This is a genomic window from Rhodoferax sp. MLSD5-FHT05B10 (assembly GCF_058793415.1).
In genome coordinates this window covers 340,650-355,894 of record NZ_JBXAFT010000005.1, presented here as the reverse complement: position 1 = coordinate 355,894, position 15,245 = coordinate 340,650, and the positions used below count along the sequence as shown (strand labels likewise).

Genomic DNA, 15,245 nt, shown 5'->3' with positions numbered 1-15,245 from the left:
ACGTGCGACATCAAGGACCCGACGCAGAATATCGTGTGGGTCACGCCCGAGGGCGGCGGCGGGCCCAACTACGCGGGTATGTGAGGGCCACGCGCGTGCAATGAAAAAGGGCCGAGAGGCCCTTTTTTCATATGCCCGGACAACGCCCGCAACGGAGCTAGGTGCACTCCAGCGTGGCGTCCACCCAGCCACGCAGGCTGTTGATGAAGGCCACGGCACTCACCTTGGGCAGGTCCTGCACACGCACCACGGCCTCGCGCACACGGCCTTCGCGCAGCGCCCGGGCCCGCCCGACGCCGGGCAACAGCCCGCAGTGCAGAGGCGGCGTCACCCAGCGACCGTCCACCCGCAGCGCGATATTGCCCCGCGTGCACTCTGTGACCTCGCCTTGCGTGTTCCACAGCAGGGTGTCAAACACACCCGGCTGCGTGGGGGCAAAGGCGTCGTAGTGCGCGCGATGCGTCGTTTTGAAACGCACGAACTCGCCGTGCGCCTCTTCCAGGGGACGCGGCGCCAGCTGCAGGCGCACCGGTGCGGCGGACGCCGGCAGCACGTAGGCCGCTGCGCTCACCTGCCCTTGCGCGTCCAGTAGCAGACGCACCCGCCAGGCGCCCCGGGGGTGCGCCTGCGCCAGCTGCTGCAGCGCGCGCTCGGCCGTGCGCAAGTCCCAGGGGTAGGCAAATTGCCGGGCGGCCAGCGCCATGCGCGCGAGATGTGCATCGCGGTCGCGCCAGCGGCCGTCTTCCAGGCCCAGAGTTTCCAGAACCGAGAACGGCTCACTGGCACGCCGCACAAAAGCGGTCTTCAGCTGCCATTCATTCCACTCGTTCAGCGCAACCGACCCGGCGGTAATGCCGCTTCCAATGCCGCACCACGCCGTGGCGCCGCGCACGGTGACCGTGCGTATGGGTACATTGAATGTGGCCGTGCCACCGGGCTGAATCACCCCCAGTGCCCCGCAGTACACCCCACGCGGGGCCGGCTCCAGCGCCCGAATGGCGCGCATGGCCTGTACCTTGGGCGCACCGGTGACGGAGCCGCAGGGAAACAGGGCGGCAAACACGTCCGCCAGGCTGCACCCGGCCCGGGTACGGGCGGTAACGTCCGACGTCATTTGCCATACCGATGGCAACGCCTCCGTATGGAACAGGCGCGGTACGCGCACGCTGAAGGGCTCGGCAATGCGTGACATGTCGTTGCGCAGCAGATCCACCACCATCACGTTCTCGGCCCGTTCCTTGGGCGAGGTGCGCAGGCGCAGCGCCTGGGCGGCATCTTCCTGCGGGGTGGCGCCTCGCGCCGCCGTACCCTTCATGGGACGCGCCAGCAGATCGCCGGCGCGCCAGTCAAAGAACAGCTCGGGCGACACCGACAGGATCTGCTCGTCCCCGGTGTCCAGATAGGCCGCATACCCGCCGGGCTGGGCGCGCTGCAAGGCGGCAAACAGGGCCCGTGCCGCTGCGGGGCCGGCACCGGTCATCGCACCCACCATCTGGGCGGTGAAGTTGACCTGGTAGTAATCCCCGCGGGCAATGCCGCCCAACAGGCTGTCCAGTGCGGCGTCAAAGGCGGGGCGTTCCAGCGGGGCTTGCCATTGCACCCGTGCATCCATGCCGTCCTGCAGCGCACCGGCCTCGGCGGGGGGCCAGGGCAAGGGCTGGTCGTACACGCTAAACCAGGCCAGCGGACCTTGCGCTGCGTGCACCGCCAGCGCGGGGTCGAATGCCGGTGCCGCCTCGTAGCGCAGGTAGCCCACGCACCAGGCACCCGCCTGCGTCGCCCGGTGGGCGGCGTCCAGCACCGGGCGTACCTGGGAGAAATCATGCGCCACCAGCCGCTCGCGCGGCGCGCCAAAGGCATGGCGCAGGCGCTCCCCCCCGGGGCCCTGCGGCTGGGTGAAATCGATCAGGGCAGACACTGTGGGGCTACGGGGGTTCAACGGCAGTGCAGACGGCAATTCCAAACCCGGCAGTTTACGTGGATGCCCGCAGGGCGGCTGAGCACTGCCGGCGCGCACGCCCCGGCTGCCGGTTTCAGGGGTTGCCGAGGTAGTCGCGCTTGCCGATCTCCACGCCGTTATGGCGCAGGATGGCATAGGTCGTGGCCACGTGAAAATAGAAATTGGGAATGGCGTGCCCCAGCAGGAACTGCATGCCCTTGTAGTGGGTTTCCTTGTCGCCGCGGCGCACCACGATGTCCTTGTCCTGCGTGCCGTCAATCTGCGCCGGCGTCAGGGTCTGGAGATAGGCAATGGTTTTGGCAATGCGCGCCTTCAGCTCCGCCAGGGTTTGCTCGTTGTCCTCGAATACCGGAATCTCCACCCCCGCCAGGCGTGCCGCCAGCCCCTTGGCGGTGTCGCAGGCAATCTGCACCTGCTTGACCATGGGCAGCATGTCGGGGTACAGCCGAAAGCCCGTCAGCACGGAGTCGTTCAGCTTTTTGGCATCCACATAGGCCTGCGCCTTGTCCAGAATGGCGGACAGGTTGCCAAGGGTGGCGATAAAACGCGGTACGCTGGCCTGGTACATGGATAAGGTCATGGAAAACTCCGCAAAGGCACCCGTCAATAGCAACGGGTGCCCATGGTAGCGGCGGCGTGTTCCACCTGACCGGGCAGGGTCTTTGCGGGCCGTCCCCGGCGCGCTGGCTGCGGCAAAGGACGGCAACAGGTCAGAACTTGTAGCCAAGGCCGACCGCCAGGGCGGTGGTGCTCAGACTGGTTCCGTTCACGTCGTTGTAGCGGTTGGAATTGATGTCACCCTGGACGAAGAAGTTCTTGTCGAGCAAAAAGCGCACGCCCACTCCGTAGCCAACGCCGTTCAGGTTGGCGGTGGTTTCCGTGCCGGTGGCGTCCACGGCAGAACTCGTGCCCGTCAGTGCCGACAATTTTCCGTACACCAGGGTGGTGTCCGAAACGGCGTACCCCGGCGTGAGGTCAAACGACGCCCGGTTCTTGGTGCTGTAGCTGACACCGTTGACGGCGCCGGCGTTCAGGCTGGCCGGAGCCGCCGTGGCACCCACGCCCAGCGTGAATTGCGGGCTGAGCGCAAACGTGTATTGCGCCTGCGCAGCCAGGCTGCCCATGGTGTTGGAGTCCGAACCGGTGCCGGTCAGGGTGGTCTGCGAATTGGTGCTCTCGGCGTTGGCTCCCAAGCTGAATCCTTCGAAATTCTTGGCCTGCGCAAATACCTGAGGGGCGGCAATCGCGATGGAGGCAGCAATGAGAAGAGTGCGTTTCATGTCCAAGTCCTTTTGAAAAGTTGCAGATGAACTGTAAAAAACCGGTGTGAACCGCAGGCCTCTGGACGGTAAAGTGGCCGTAAAGCACGGTAACCACCCGTCGGCCACCCTCGGCATCGGCAACGATGGGCCGCTGGTTTAGAATCCGTCCCGGTCAGGAGAGAGTTTTCGCCAGGAAAACCGCCGAAGGCGCAGGACCGCTGATTGCAGCGGTCTGAACGCTCAGGCAAAAGGACTGACCACCGTTGACGGCTCCGGCCGCCAGCGACTCCCCACTGGAGAGAGGCGGCACGCGATGCCGCCCACCGAAGGAGCAAACCGCAGTCTGCGCACGGCACCGTGTGGCAGGCCCGGCGAATCTCTCAGGTAAAGCGGACAGCGGGGGCAGCCTTGGGGCCTGCCGAAAAGGCGTGCCCCAAGAATATTGCGTTGCCCCTGAGGAAACCCCATGTCCGCTCCCGACCAAACCTTGTTGACCACCCCGCTGAACGCCCTGCACCTCGAACTGGGCGCCCGCATGGTGCCGTTTGCCGGCTACTCCATGCCCGTGCAGTACCCCGCCGGCCTGATGGCCGAGCACCACCACACGCGCAATGCCGCCGGCCTGTTCGACGTCTCGCACATGGGCCAGCTGCGCCTGGTCGGCCCCGATGCCGCCGCCGCGTTCGAGACCCTGATGCCCGTGGACGTGATCGACCTGCCGGTGGGCAAGCAGCGCTACGGCCTGCTGCTGACCGACGACGGCACCATCATCGACGACCTGATGTTCTTCAACAAAGGGAACAACGAGCTCTTCGTCATCGTCAACGGCGCCTGCAAGGTGGGTGACATTGCCCACATCCAGGCCAAGATCGGTGCCCGCTGCCAGGTCATCCCCATGCCCGAGATGGCCCTGCTGGCCCTGCAAGGCCCGCAGGCCGTGACGGCCCTGTCGCGCCTGGCTCCGGGCGTGGAAAAGCTGGTGTTCATGACCGGCGGCACCTTCACCGTCAACACGGGCAGCCAGAAGATCGACGTCTTCCTGACCCGCAGCGGCTACACCGGCGAGGACGGCTTCGAGATTTCCGTGCACAACGACCATGCTGACGCCCTGGCCCGCGCCCTGCTGGCGCAACCCGAGGTCAAGCCCATTGGCCTGGGCGCGCGCAATTCGCTGCGCCTGGAAGCCGGCCTGTGCCTGTATGGCAACGACATCGACACCACCACCACCCCGGTGGAAGCCAACCTGCTGTGGGCCATGCAGAAGGTCCGCCGTGCCGGTGGCGCACGCGAAAGCGGCTTCCCAGGCGCTACAAAAATACTAGCTGCTCTCGCAGAATCCACGGGCTCTGCAGCTCCAAAAGGCAGCAGAAAACGCGTCGGGCTGGTGGCACTGGAGCGCGTGCCCGTGCGCGAGCACACCGAGCTGCAGGACGGACAGGGCAACAAGATCGGCGAAGTCACCAGTGGCCTGCTGGGCCCCACCATCGACAAGCCGGTGGCCATGGGCTATGTGGACGCGGCATTCAGCGCCCTGGGGACCCAGGTGGTTGCCGTGGTGCGCGGCAAGCCGGTGCCCATGGTGGTCAGCGCCATGCCCTTTGTGCCCACCCGCTACTACCGGGGTTGATCACCCCCAACCGGTTTTTTGACGCCCGGCGCGGCTACAGTTGCGCCTGGCAGGCAGTTCATCTTTTTTTCCCTATTTATTTCAGGAGTTTTCCATGACCATCAAGTACACCCCCGACCACGAATGGCTCCAGGTTGAAGGCGACAACGCCACCGTCGGCATTACCCACCACGCCCAGGATGCGCTGGGCGACGTGGTGTTCGTGGACCTGCCCGAAGTGGGTGCCACCGTGGAAGCCAAGGCCGTTGCCGGCGTGGTGGAGTCGGTGAAGGCCGCAGCCGACGTGTACATGCCCGTCACCGGTGTCATCACCGAAGTGAACGAAGCCCTGCGCGCCGACCCGTCGCTCGCCAACAGCGACCCGATGGGCGCCGGCTGGTTCTTCAAGGTCAAGCTGTCCAACCCCAGCGAACTCGACGCGCTGATGGACGAAACCAGCTACACCACCTTCTCCGCCAACGCCTAACGCCCCCGGCCCCCTGGGCCGCGCCCTGAACCCGCGCGCGCCCGGCCCCACCCAAAGCCCGAACGCCATGCCCAACACCTCTGCCCCCACCCTCGCCCAGCTGGAGAACGCCAGCGAATTCCACGCCCGCCACATCGGCATCGACGCGGCCGATGAAGCGCTGATGCTCCAGGCCGTTGGCTCGGCCTCGCGCGCCGAGCTGATCGCCGGCATCGTGCCGCCGTCCATCGCGCGCAAGAGCGCCATGGCCATTCCGGCGGCGATTCCCGAGGCACAGGCGCTGGCCGAGCTGAAGGCGCTGGCCGGGCAGAACCAGATTTTCAAGAGCCACATCGGCCAGGGCTACTACGGCACCCACACGCCCGGCGTCATCCTGCGCAACATCCTGGAAAACCCCGCCTGGTACACCGCCTACACGCCCTACCAGGCCGAAATTTCGCAGGGCCGCATGGAGGCGCTGGTCAACTTCCAGACCATGGTGAGCGACCTCACCGGCATGCCCATGGCCAATGCCTCCATGCTGGACGAAGCCACCTCGGCCGCCGAAGCCATGACGCTGGCCAAGCGCAGCGTCAAGAGCAAGAGCGCGGTATTCATCGTCTCGGACGACTGCCTGCCCCAGACCATTGAAGTCATCCGGACCCGCGCACTGCCCCTGGGCCTGCAGGTGCAGGTGGGCGACGTGGCCAGCCTGATGGCAGGCGGCGACTACTTCGCCGTGCTGGCGCAGTACCCCGCCACCAGCGGCACCGTGCAGGACCTGCGCGCGCTGGTGAAACAGGCGCACAGCCAGGGTGCGGCCTTCATCGTGGCCGCCGACCTGCTGGCCCTGACCCTGCTCACGCCTCCCGGCGAGTGGGGCGGCGCACCCGGCGCCCCCGACAGTGCCGACATTGTCATCGGCACCACCCAGCGCTTTGGCATGCCCCTGTGCAACGGCGGCCCGCACGCCGCCTACATGGCCTGCCGCGACGAGTTCAAGCGCTCCATGCCCGGCCGTCTGGTGGGCGTGAGCGTGGACGCGCACGGCAACCCGGCCTACCGCCTGGCGTTGCAGACGCGCGAGCAGCACATCCGCCGCGAAAAAGCCACCTCCAACATCTGCACCGCGCAGGTGCTGCCGGCCGTGGTGGCCAGCATGTACGCCGTGTACCACGGCCCCCAGGGCCTGACCCGCATCGCCCAGCGCGTGGCCCGCTTCACCGCCATTCTGGCGCGCGGCCTGCAGAGCCTGGGCTACACCCTGGGCAACGCCACCGCGTTTGACACGCTCACCGTGCACACCGGGGACGCTACAAAATCCATAGCTGCCCGCGCAGTATCTGCGCGGACCAACCTGCGTTTTATCTCTGAAAAAGCGCTCGGCATCTCGCTCGACGAAACCACCACCCGGGCCGATGTACAGGCCCTATGGGGCATCTTTGCCCAGCCCGGCCAGGCCCTGCCGGCGTTTGACGCCTGCGAGCCCGGCGCGGATTCGCTCCTGCCCGCCGCCCTGCGCCGCAGCAGCGCCTTCCTCACGCACCCGGTGTTCAACACCCACCACTCCGAGACCGGCATGCTGCGCTACATCCGCATGCTCTCGGACAAGGACCTGGCCCTGGACCGCAGCATGATCCCGCTGGGCAGCTGCACCATGAAGCTCAACGCCACCAGCGAGATGATCCCCATCACCTGGCCCGAATTTGCCGACATCCACCCCTTCTGCCCGGCCAGCCAGCGCACCGGCTACGCCGAGCTGGACGCCCAGCTGCGCGCCTGGCTGTGCGCCGCCACCGGTTACGCCGGCATCAGCCTGCAGCCCAACGCCGGCAGCCAGGGTGAATACGCCGGCCTGCTGGTCATCAAGGCTTACCACGAGAGCAAGGGCCAGAGCCACCGCAACATCTGCCTGATTCCCTCCAGCGCCCACGGCACCAACCCAGCCAGCGCCCAGATGGTGGGCCTGCAGGTGGTGGTGATCCAATGCGACGCCAACGGCAACGTGGACATGGCCGACCTCAAGGCCAAGTGCGAACAGCACAGCGCCAACCTGGCCGCGGTGATGATCACCTACCCCAGCACCCACGGCGTGTTCGAAATGCAGGTCAAGGAACTGTGCGCCCTGGTGCACAGCCATGGCGGGCGCGTCTATGTGGACGGCGCCAACATGAACGCCCTGGTGGGCACGGCCGCCCCCGGCGAGTTTGGCGGCGACGTGAGCCACCTGAACCTGCACAAGACCTTCTGCATTCCCCACGGCGGTGGCGGCCCCGGTGTCGGCCCCGTGTGCGTGGTGCAAGACCTGGTGCCCTTCCTGCCCGGCCACGCCACAGCTGGCGTGCCCGGCACGGGCGCCGTCAGCGCCGCGCCCCTGGGCAATGCCGCCGTGCTGCCCATCAGCTGGATGTACTGCCGCATGATGGGCCCGGACGGCCTGCAGCACGCCACCGAGGCGGCCATCCTGGCGGCCAACTACATCAGCGCCCGCCTGAAAGACCACTACCCCACGCTGTACGCATCCGCCAACGGCCATGTGGCGCACGAGTGCATTCTGGACCTGCGCCCCCTGAAGGACACCAGCGGCGTGATGGCCGAGGACGTGGCCAAGCGCCTGATGGACTATGGCTTTCACGCCCCCACGCTGTCCTTCCCCGTGCCCAACACGCTGATGGTGGAACCCACCGAGAGCGAAACCCTGGCCGAGCTGGACCGCTTCATCGCCGCCATGATCGCCATCCGGGGCGAGGTGGCCAAGGTGGAGAGCGGCGAATGGCCGCAGGACAACAACCCGCTCAAGCACGCCCCCCACACCGCGGCCAGCCTGATGGCCGCCGAATGGGACCGCCCCTACAGCCGCGAAGTGGGCGCTTTCCCGGTGGCCACACTCAAACAGGCCAAGTACTGGCCCACGGTGGGCCGGGTGGACAACGTGTACGGCGACCGCAACCTGTTCTGCAGCTGCGTACCGGTGACCGCCTACGCCAGCGCCTGACCCGGCGCCCACCCCACCAGGAGCCGCCATGGCCGTATCGGTTTTCGACCTGTTCAAGATTGGTATTGGCCCCAGCAGTTCCCACACCGTGGGGCCGATGCGGGCGGCGCGCCAGTTCGTGCTGCGCCTGCAGCAGGCGGGCCTGCTGGAACGCACGGCCACCGTGCGCTGCCACCTGCACGGCTCGCTCGGCGCCACCGGCAAGGGCCACGCCAGCGACGTGGCCGTGCTGCTGGGCCTGTGCGGGCACGAGCCCGACACGGTGGCCGTGGACGCCATTCCCGCCCTGCTGGCTGCCATCCGCGCGGAGCGGCAGATCGCGCTGGGCGGCGTGCACCGGGTGGCCTTCCACGAGAAGGACGATGTGCTGTTCCTGCGCGCGCCGCTGCCCTTCCACGCCAACGGCATGCGCTTCGTGGCGTTGGACGCGCAGGGTGCCGAGCTGGCCAACCGCGTGTACTACTCGGTGGGCGGCGGCTTCATCATCAGCGACGAGGTGGCCGCCGACGGCACGCGCCACAAGGTGATTGCCCCCGACGCCACCGTGCTGCCCCTGCCCTTCACCACCGGCGAAGCGCTGCTGCAGCTAACTGCAGCGCATGGCCTGAGCATTGCCCAGGTGATGCGCAGGAACGAGCAGCACTGGCGCAGCGACGCCGACATCGACGCCGGCCTGCTGCGCATCTGGCAGGTGATGCAGGACTGCGTGAAGCGCGGCTGCGCGTCGCAGGGCGTGCTGCCCGGCGGCTTCAAGGTCAAGCGCCGGGCGCATGCCCTGCACCAGGCGCTGAGCAGCAACCCCGAGGCCGCCCTGCGCGACCCGCTGCAGGTGCTGGACTGGGTCAACCTCTACGCCCTGGCGGTGAACGAGGAAAATGCCGCCGGCGGGCGCGTGGTGACCGCGCCCACCAACGGTGCGGCCGGGATCATCCCGGCCGTGCTGCACTACTACACGCGGTTCGTGCCGGGTGCCAACGACGCCGGGGTGGTCGACTTTCTGCTCACGGCGGCGGCCATCGGCATCCTCTACAAGGAAAACGCCAGCATCAGCGGCGCCGAAGTCGGCTGCCAGGGCGAGGTCGGCGTGGCCTGCTCCATGGCCGCCGGCGCCCTGTGCGCGGTGATGGGCGGCACGCCGGAGCAGGTGGAAAACGCCGCCGAGATCGGCATGGAGCACCACCTGGGCCTGACCTGCGACCCCGTGGGCGGGCTGGTGCAGATCCCGTGCATCGAACGCAACGCCATTGCCTCGGTCAAGGCCATCAACGCCGCGCGCATGGCGCTGCGGGGCGACGGCTCGCATTTTGTGTCGCTGGACAAAGTCATCAAGACCATGCGCGAAACCGGCGCCGACATGAAGACCAAGTACAAGGAAACGGCCCGCGGCGGGCTGGCCGTGAATATCGTGGAGTGCTGAAGGTTTTGGGTGCGCTGGTAAAATAGGCCTCCAGCGCCCGCAAAACATGCGCAGATAGCTATCAAATCAATAGCACTCGCGCCACCCCCACGCACCACACCGCCCATGACCTACAGCGTCAAAGAGATTTTTTACACCCTGCAGGGTGAAGGCGCCAACGCCGGTAAGCCTGCGGTGTTCTGCCGTTTTGCCGGCTGCAATTTGTGGAGCGGGCGCGAGGAAGACCGCGCCAGCGCCGTCTGCCGCTTTTGCGATACCGATTTCGTGGGCACCGACGGCACTGCCGGCGGCAAGTTCACCACTGCCGAGGCGCTGGTGGACGTGATTGAAGCCCACTGGCCCAGCACCGACCACGCGCACCGGTTCATCGTGGTCACCGGCGGCGAGCCGCTGCTGCAGCTCGACGCTGCGCTGCTGGACGCCCTGCACGCCCGCGGCTTTCGCGTGGCGGTGGAAACCAATGGCACCGTGGTTCCGCCCGCCGGCATCGACTGGCTGTGCGTAAGCCCCAAGCTGGGCTCTGAACTGGTGGTGCGGGCCGGGCAGGAGCTCAAGCTGGTGTACCCGCAAGCCGGCGGCGACCCGGCCCAGTTCGCCGCGCTGGCGTTCGACAACTTCTACCTGCAGCCCATGGACGGCCCCGACCAGGCGACCAACACCCAGGCCGCCATTGCCTACTGCCAGCAGCACCCGCGCTGGAACCTGAGCGTGCAGACGCACAAGATCATCGGTATCCGGTAACCCTCCCTGTTATGCCTTCCTCTCCCCAGTACACCGTGTCCGCGTCCTTCGAGGCCGCCCGCCAGCTGGCCGCCCGGTCCGACGGCCACGCCACACAGCGCCTGCACGGCCACAGCTTCCAGGCCACGCTGCGCTGCACGGCCGGCACCGGTCTGGCTGCGTTCCCCGGGGACGAGGTGCAGGCCCTGCAGGCGCGCCTGCGCGCCGCCACCGACCAGCTGGATTACCAGCACCTGAACACCGTTCTGCCCAGCCCCAGCGATACCGCACTGGCCCAGTGGCTGCACGCCCAGTGCGCCGTGGACGGCCCGGCCGTGCTGGAGCTGCAAAGCACCCTGCAACAGGGGGTGGAACTGCACTACGCCAGCCGTGATGCCGCCCCCACCACCCGCGTCTGGCGACGCTATGTGTTCCAGTCGGCCCACCGGCTGCCCCATGTGCCGGCCGGCCACAAGTGCGGCAACATGCACGGCCACGGCTTCGAAGCCATTCTGCACAGCACGCATGCCGGCGGTGACGTGGATGCGACCGGGGCCTACGCCGAACTGGACGCCTGCTGGGCGCCCATCCAGGCCCAACTCCACCACGCCTGCCTGAACGAACTGCCCGGTTTGGAGAACCCCACCAGCGAGGTGCTCTCCAGCTGGATCTGGGCGCGCCTGAAACCCACGCTGGCCGCGCTATGCCAGGTCACGGTGTTTGAGACCGCCAGCTGCGGCGCCGTATTTGACGGCCACCAGTACCAGATCTGGAAAGACTTCACCCTGGACAGCGCGGTGCGGCTCAAGGCAGCGCCGGCCGGCGAACCCCGCGCCCGCCTGCACGGCCACACCTACACGCTGCGCCTGCACCTGCGTGCGCCGCTGGACCAGGTGATGGGCTGGACAGTGGATTTTGGCGACGTGAAGGAACTCTTCACCCCCATCTTCAAGACGCTGGACCACCACCCGCTGTACCAGATTCCCGATCTGGCCGACTGCGACACCGCCACGCTGGCCGCCTGGGTCCTGGACAAATCCCGCCGCGCCTTGCCCCAGGTCTGCCGGGTCGACCTGTTCGAAACCCGGGGCTGCGGTGCCAGCGTGAGCGCCGCCTGACTCCCTTGCCGGTTCCGGCAAAAAATTTGCTACTTATTTGATAGCTGTCTGCGCAACAAAAACGGGCATTTCAGCCCGTTTTGTGTTCAATTCAACGCCATGGCATCCATGGCCAGCATGCCGTACATCACCTCGCGACTGAGGTAGGTGGGCCGAGCAGCCTCCCCGGCGGCACCCAGCGCAAAGAACAGCGGCAGGAAGTGGTCCTCCGTGGGGTGCGCACGGTGCGCGTGCGGGGCCAGGCTGCGGTAGTCCAGCAGCGCCGGCGTGTCGCCCCGCTCCAGGGCGGCTTCCACCCAGCGGGCAAACTCGGTCACGTACGACGCCACCTGCTGGTCGCCGCCAAAGAACTCGCCCAGGTTGTGCGTGATGGAGCCAGAGCCCATCACCAGCACGCCGTTGGCGCGCAGGCTCTGCAGGGCCGCGCCCAGCGCGTACACGTGCCGCGGGCCCCAGTCCACCGGCAGGGCCACCTGCACCACGGGCACATCGGCCTGGGGGAACATGTGCATCAGCGGCACCCAGGTGCCGTGGTCCAGGGGGCGCTTGTCGTCGGCCTGGGCGGCAATGCCAGCCGCCTGCAGCAGGGCCAGCACCTCCTGCCCCAGTGCGGGATTGCCCGGCGCCGGGTACTGCAGTTCGTACAGCGCCGCGGGGAAGCCACCGAAATCGTGCCAGGTCTGCGGCTGCGCCGTGGTCATGACCGCGGGCGTGCGCGCCATCCAGTGCGGCGACAAAATCACCACGCCGCGCAGCGCGGGCGCGTGCGGCAGGGTCTGCGCCCAGGCGTGCAGCGCGGGGCCAGTCTCGCCCGGCTCCATGGCGAACAGGGGCGCGCCGTGGGAAACAAACAGCGAAGGCAATACAGCAGGGGTATGAGACATGGTAGGCATCCTTTAACAAGCCAGGACCTCACTGTATCGGTCCAGTCTGCAGAGATAAATAGCACCGCATTGAATTGAATATCTCTAAAATATTGACAATTACCCCTTGGCTCTTTGGCTTGCGTCCATGAAAACCCAACAACCCCTTCCCCTGTGGTCTGCCGCCGCTCCCCTGGCCGGCTGGCTGCTGCTGGCGCTTACCCAGCTCACCGGGCCCGCCCTGTGGCTGGTGGCGCTGCTGGTGGCAGCCCTGATTGGCAGCGTGCTGGCCGCGGTGCACCATGCCGAGGTCGTGGCGCACCGGGTGGGCGAGCCCTACGGCACGCTGGTGCTGGCGCTGGCCATCACCATCATAGAAGTGGCGCTGATCGTGTCGCTGATGCTCTCCGGCGGCCCCCAGAGCACCGCGCTGGCCCGCGACACCGTGTTTGCCGCCGTCATGCTCATCCTCAACGGCATTGTGGGCCTGTGCCTGCTGGTGGGCGCCAGCCGGTACCGGGAACAGTCCTTTGGCCTGTACGGCGTGAGCGCGTCGCTGGCGACGCTGGCGGCCATTGCCGTGCTGACGCTGGTGCTGCCCAACTACACCACCAGCGTGGTCGGGCCGGTGTACAGCGCCAGCCAGCTGGGTTTTGTGGCTGTGGTGTCGCTGGTGCTGTACGGCACCTTTGTGCTGGTGCAGGCCGTGCGCCACCGCGACTATTTCCTGCCGCCCGACGCCGACGTCAACGCCGAGGCACACGCCCAGCCCCCTAGCAACCGGCTGGTGGCAGCCAGTGGCGTGCTGCTGCTGATGAGCCTGGCAGCCGTGGTGCTGCTGGCCAAGGCACTGGCACCCGCCATTGAGGCGGCCGTGGCGGGCCTGGGGGCGCCCAAGGCGGTAGTAGGCATCATCATTGCGGCGGTGGTGCTGCTGCCCGAAGGCATGGCGGCCGTGCGCGCCGCCCGCGCCAACCGCCTGCAGACCAGCCTGAACCTGGCGCTGGGCTCGGCCCTGGCCAGCATCGGCCTGACCATTCCGGCGGTGGCCCTGGTCTCGCTGGCCACCGGCTGGACGCTGACGCTGGGGCTAGACATCAAGTCCACCGTACTGCTGCTGCTCTCGCTGTTTGTCACCACGCTGTCGCTGGGCACCGGGCGCACCACGGTGCTGCAGGGCATCGTGCACCTGGTGCTGCTGGCGACCTACCTGTTCACCACCATCGTGCCCTGACACGGCACGCCGACCGCCATGGACCAATTTCGCCAGATGCAGGCCTTCACCGCGGTGGTGCAGGCCGGCAGCTTTGTCAAAGCCGCCCAGCGGCTGGACACCTCCAAAGCCGTGGTCTCGCGCCTGGTGCTGGAGCTCGAAGCCCTGCTGGGCACCCGGCTGCTGAACCGCACCACGCGGCGCCTGTCGCTGACCGATGCCGGTTCGGAGTACTTCGAGCGCAGCCGCCAGATCCTGGACGACCTGGCCGACGCCAATGCCGCCGCCAGCCAGGGGGCGCTGCACACCGCCGGACGGCTGAAGATCAACGCCCCGCTCACCTTCGGCAACCTGCACCTGGCGCCGCTGTGGGGTGAGTTCCTGAAGCTGCACCCACAAGTGGAGCTGGACATCACCCTGACCGACCGCGTGGTGGACCTGGTGGAAGAAGGTTTCGACATGGCTGTGCGCATCACCCGGCAGGCCAGCTCCACCCTGGTCTCGCGCACCCTGACCCACGACCGCATGGTGCTGTGCGCCTCACCCGGCTACCTGTGCACTGCTGCACCGATTACGCAGCTGGAAGACATTGCGCAGCACAGCGTGATGGCCTACTCGTGGTGGTCTGGCGGCGACGTCTGGACTTTTGACGACCCGCAGGGCAAGCCCCAAAGCGTGGCCACGCACCCGCGCCTGCGCGCCAACAGCGGCGACACCTGCCGCGCCGTCGCGCTGGCCGACCAGGGTCTCATCTACCAGCCTGCCTTTCTGGTGGGCCAGGACCTGCGCAGCGGGCGGCTGGTGCAGGTCTTGCCGCAGTACCGCGGCCCCAGCATCGGCATCCACGCCGTCTACCCCAGCCGCCAGCACCTGCCGGGCAAGGTGCGCGCCATGGTGGATTTCCTGGCGGCCGCGTTCCAGACCCCGGCCTGGGGCTGATTCAGGCCGCAACGGGTCGGCAACGGCTCGCAAATTCCGAAAAATACCGATAAAGCGGTGAAAAATCACCCGTTTGGGGGATGGTCGCGCACCAATTTATGGCAGACACTTCGTTAACAAACGGTTACATATTGCTGCGCCCGCACATTTCGCATGAAGTTTCGCCTGCCATTCGCCCGGTATTTCAAGCATGCCCTGCACATCGGGCTGGAACCCGTTGCGGCCGATTCGCGCCTGTACCGCATCACGTTCCGCAACACCGGCCTGTTGCCCCTGGTAGACCTGCGTTTCCCCATCAGTACGGTGCTGGGCCCTGCCAGCTTTGGCCTCCAGGGCGACCGCATGCCGATTGACGTCTGGCCCATGCCCGCCATCCGGCTGTCCCGGCTGGAGCCCCAGCAAGAGGCCAGCGCCGTGGTGGAGGGCTATGGTCTGGCGGCTGATTTTGTCCGCAACCCCGAGCACCTCGTCGAGGTCTCCTACAGCCTGGAGGGCGATGCATCCGGCATCCGGCACAACACGCTGGTCGGACTGCCGTTCCGGCACCGGCCCGACCCCGGGCAGCACAACGCCGACAACGCTGCGGCGTTCTATATCCGCAAGGCGTCACCGCAGGTTCTGTTGACCCTGTTTATCGGACTGGCAACCTGGATTGGTTTCTGAGCGGCGCGTGACCCGCGCCGTGC

Annotated in this window: 14 protein-coding genes and 2 riboswitches; of the genes, 10 read left to right on the top strand and 4 right to left on the bottom strand. The window is 67.2% G+C overall.

Annotation, left to right across the window (positions count from 1 at the left end):
- On the top strand, positions 1–84 hold an 84-nt coding region (locus AC1Q5W_RS10675; protein WP_422554908.1), incomplete at its 5' end, for a 4Fe-4S dicluster domain-containing protein.
- Positions 85–157: 73 nt separating this feature from the next.
- Here the strand turns inward: AC1Q5W_RS10675 and pabB are convergent.
- The 3 genes from pabB to AC1Q5W_RS10660 all read right to left on the bottom strand — a co-directional run bounded on the left by pabB (position 158) and on the right by AC1Q5W_RS10660 (position 3,240).
- Positions 158–1,918: an aminodeoxychorismate synthase component I gene (pabB, locus tag AC1Q5W_RS10670; RefSeq protein WP_492645602.1), complete on the bottom strand. Its 1,761-nt coding sequence runs from the start codon at positions 1,916–1,918 to the stop codon at positions 158–160.
- Between the two features lie 115 nt (positions 1,919–2,033).
- Positions 2,034–2,540, bottom strand: a complete 507-nt coding sequence (locus AC1Q5W_RS10665; RefSeq protein WP_492645601.1) for a DUF1993 domain-containing protein — start codon at positions 2,538–2,540, stop codon at positions 2,034–2,036.
- Positions 2,541–2,670: 130 nt separating this feature from the next.
- Positions 2,671–3,240, bottom strand: coding sequence for an outer membrane beta-barrel protein (locus tag AC1Q5W_RS10660; RefSeq protein WP_492645600.1), 570 nt, complete (start codon positions 3,238–3,240; stop codon positions 2,671–2,673).
- Between the two features lie 145 nt (positions 3,241–3,385).
- A riboswitch (glycine riboswitch) is annotated at positions 3,386–3,488 on the top strand.
- Between the two features lie 17 nt (positions 3,489–3,505).
- Positions 3,506–3,629, top strand: a riboswitch (glycine riboswitch).
- Positions 3,630–3,688: 59 nt separating this feature from the next.
- Here AC1Q5W_RS10660 and gcvT point away from each other — a divergent pair.
- The 6 genes from gcvT to AC1Q5W_RS10630 all read left to right on the top strand — a co-directional run bounded on the left by gcvT (position 3,689) and on the right by AC1Q5W_RS10630 (position 11,544).
- Positions 3,689–4,849, top strand: a complete 1,161-nt coding sequence (gene gcvT, locus AC1Q5W_RS10655; RefSeq protein ID WP_492645599.1) for a glycine cleavage system aminomethyltransferase GcvT — start codon at positions 3,689–3,691, stop codon at positions 4,847–4,849.
- Between the two features lie 94 nt (positions 4,850–4,943).
- Complete coding sequence (gcvH, locus tag AC1Q5W_RS10650) at positions 4,944–5,315, top strand: glycine cleavage system protein GcvH (RefSeq protein WP_492645598.1); 372 nt, start codon at positions 4,944–4,946, stop codon at positions 5,313–5,315.
- Positions 5,316–5,382: 67 nt separating this feature from the next.
- Positions 5,383–8,289, top strand: coding sequence for an aminomethyl-transferring glycine dehydrogenase (gene gcvP, locus AC1Q5W_RS10645; protein ID WP_492645597.1), 2,907 nt, complete (start codon positions 5,383–5,385; stop codon positions 8,287–8,289).
- Between the two features lie 28 nt (positions 8,290–8,317).
- A complete protein-coding gene (locus tag AC1Q5W_RS10640; protein ID WP_492645596.1) occupies positions 8,318–9,706 on the top strand; it encodes an L-serine ammonia-lyase in 1,389 nt (462 codons plus the stop codon).
- A gap of 105 nt (positions 9,707–9,811) precedes the next feature.
- Complete coding sequence (queE, locus tag AC1Q5W_RS10635) at positions 9,812–10,447, top strand: 7-carboxy-7-deazaguanine synthase (protein WP_492645595.1); 636 nt, start codon at positions 9,812–9,814, stop codon at positions 10,445–10,447.
- A gap of 11 nt (positions 10,448–10,458) precedes the next feature.
- Positions 10,459–11,544 (top strand): 6-carboxytetrahydropterin synthase, encoded by a 1,086-nt coding sequence (locus AC1Q5W_RS10630; protein ID WP_492645594.1) that lies wholly within the window; start codon positions 10,459–10,461, stop codon positions 11,542–11,544.
- Between the two features lie 86 nt (positions 11,545–11,630).
- Here AC1Q5W_RS10630 and AC1Q5W_RS10625 read toward each other — a convergent pair whose 3' ends face one another.
- Positions 11,631–12,437, bottom strand: coding sequence for a DODA-type extradiol aromatic ring-opening family dioxygenase (locus AC1Q5W_RS10625; RefSeq protein ID WP_492645593.1), 807 nt, complete (start codon positions 12,435–12,437; stop codon positions 11,631–11,633).
- A gap of 118 nt (positions 12,438–12,555) precedes the next feature.
- Between AC1Q5W_RS10625 and AC1Q5W_RS10620 the strand changes: the two genes are divergently transcribed.
- The 3 genes from AC1Q5W_RS10620 (at position 12,556) to AC1Q5W_RS10610 (ending at position 15,222) form a co-directional block, all read left to right on the top strand.
- Entirely contained in the window at positions 12,556–13,641 is a 1,086-nt protein-coding gene (locus AC1Q5W_RS10620; RefSeq protein ID WP_492645592.1) for a calcium:cation antiporter, read from the top strand.
- Between the two features lie 18 nt (positions 13,642–13,659).
- Complete coding sequence (locus AC1Q5W_RS10615; protein ID WP_492645591.1) at positions 13,660–14,559, top strand: LysR family transcriptional regulator; 900 nt, start codon at positions 13,660–13,662, stop codon at positions 14,557–14,559.
- Positions 14,560–14,712: 153 nt separating this feature from the next.
- Positions 14,713–15,222, top strand: coding sequence for a hypothetical protein (locus AC1Q5W_RS10610; protein WP_492645590.1), 510 nt, complete (start codon positions 14,713–14,715; stop codon positions 15,220–15,222).
- Positions 15,223–15,245: the final 23 nt, after the last annotated feature.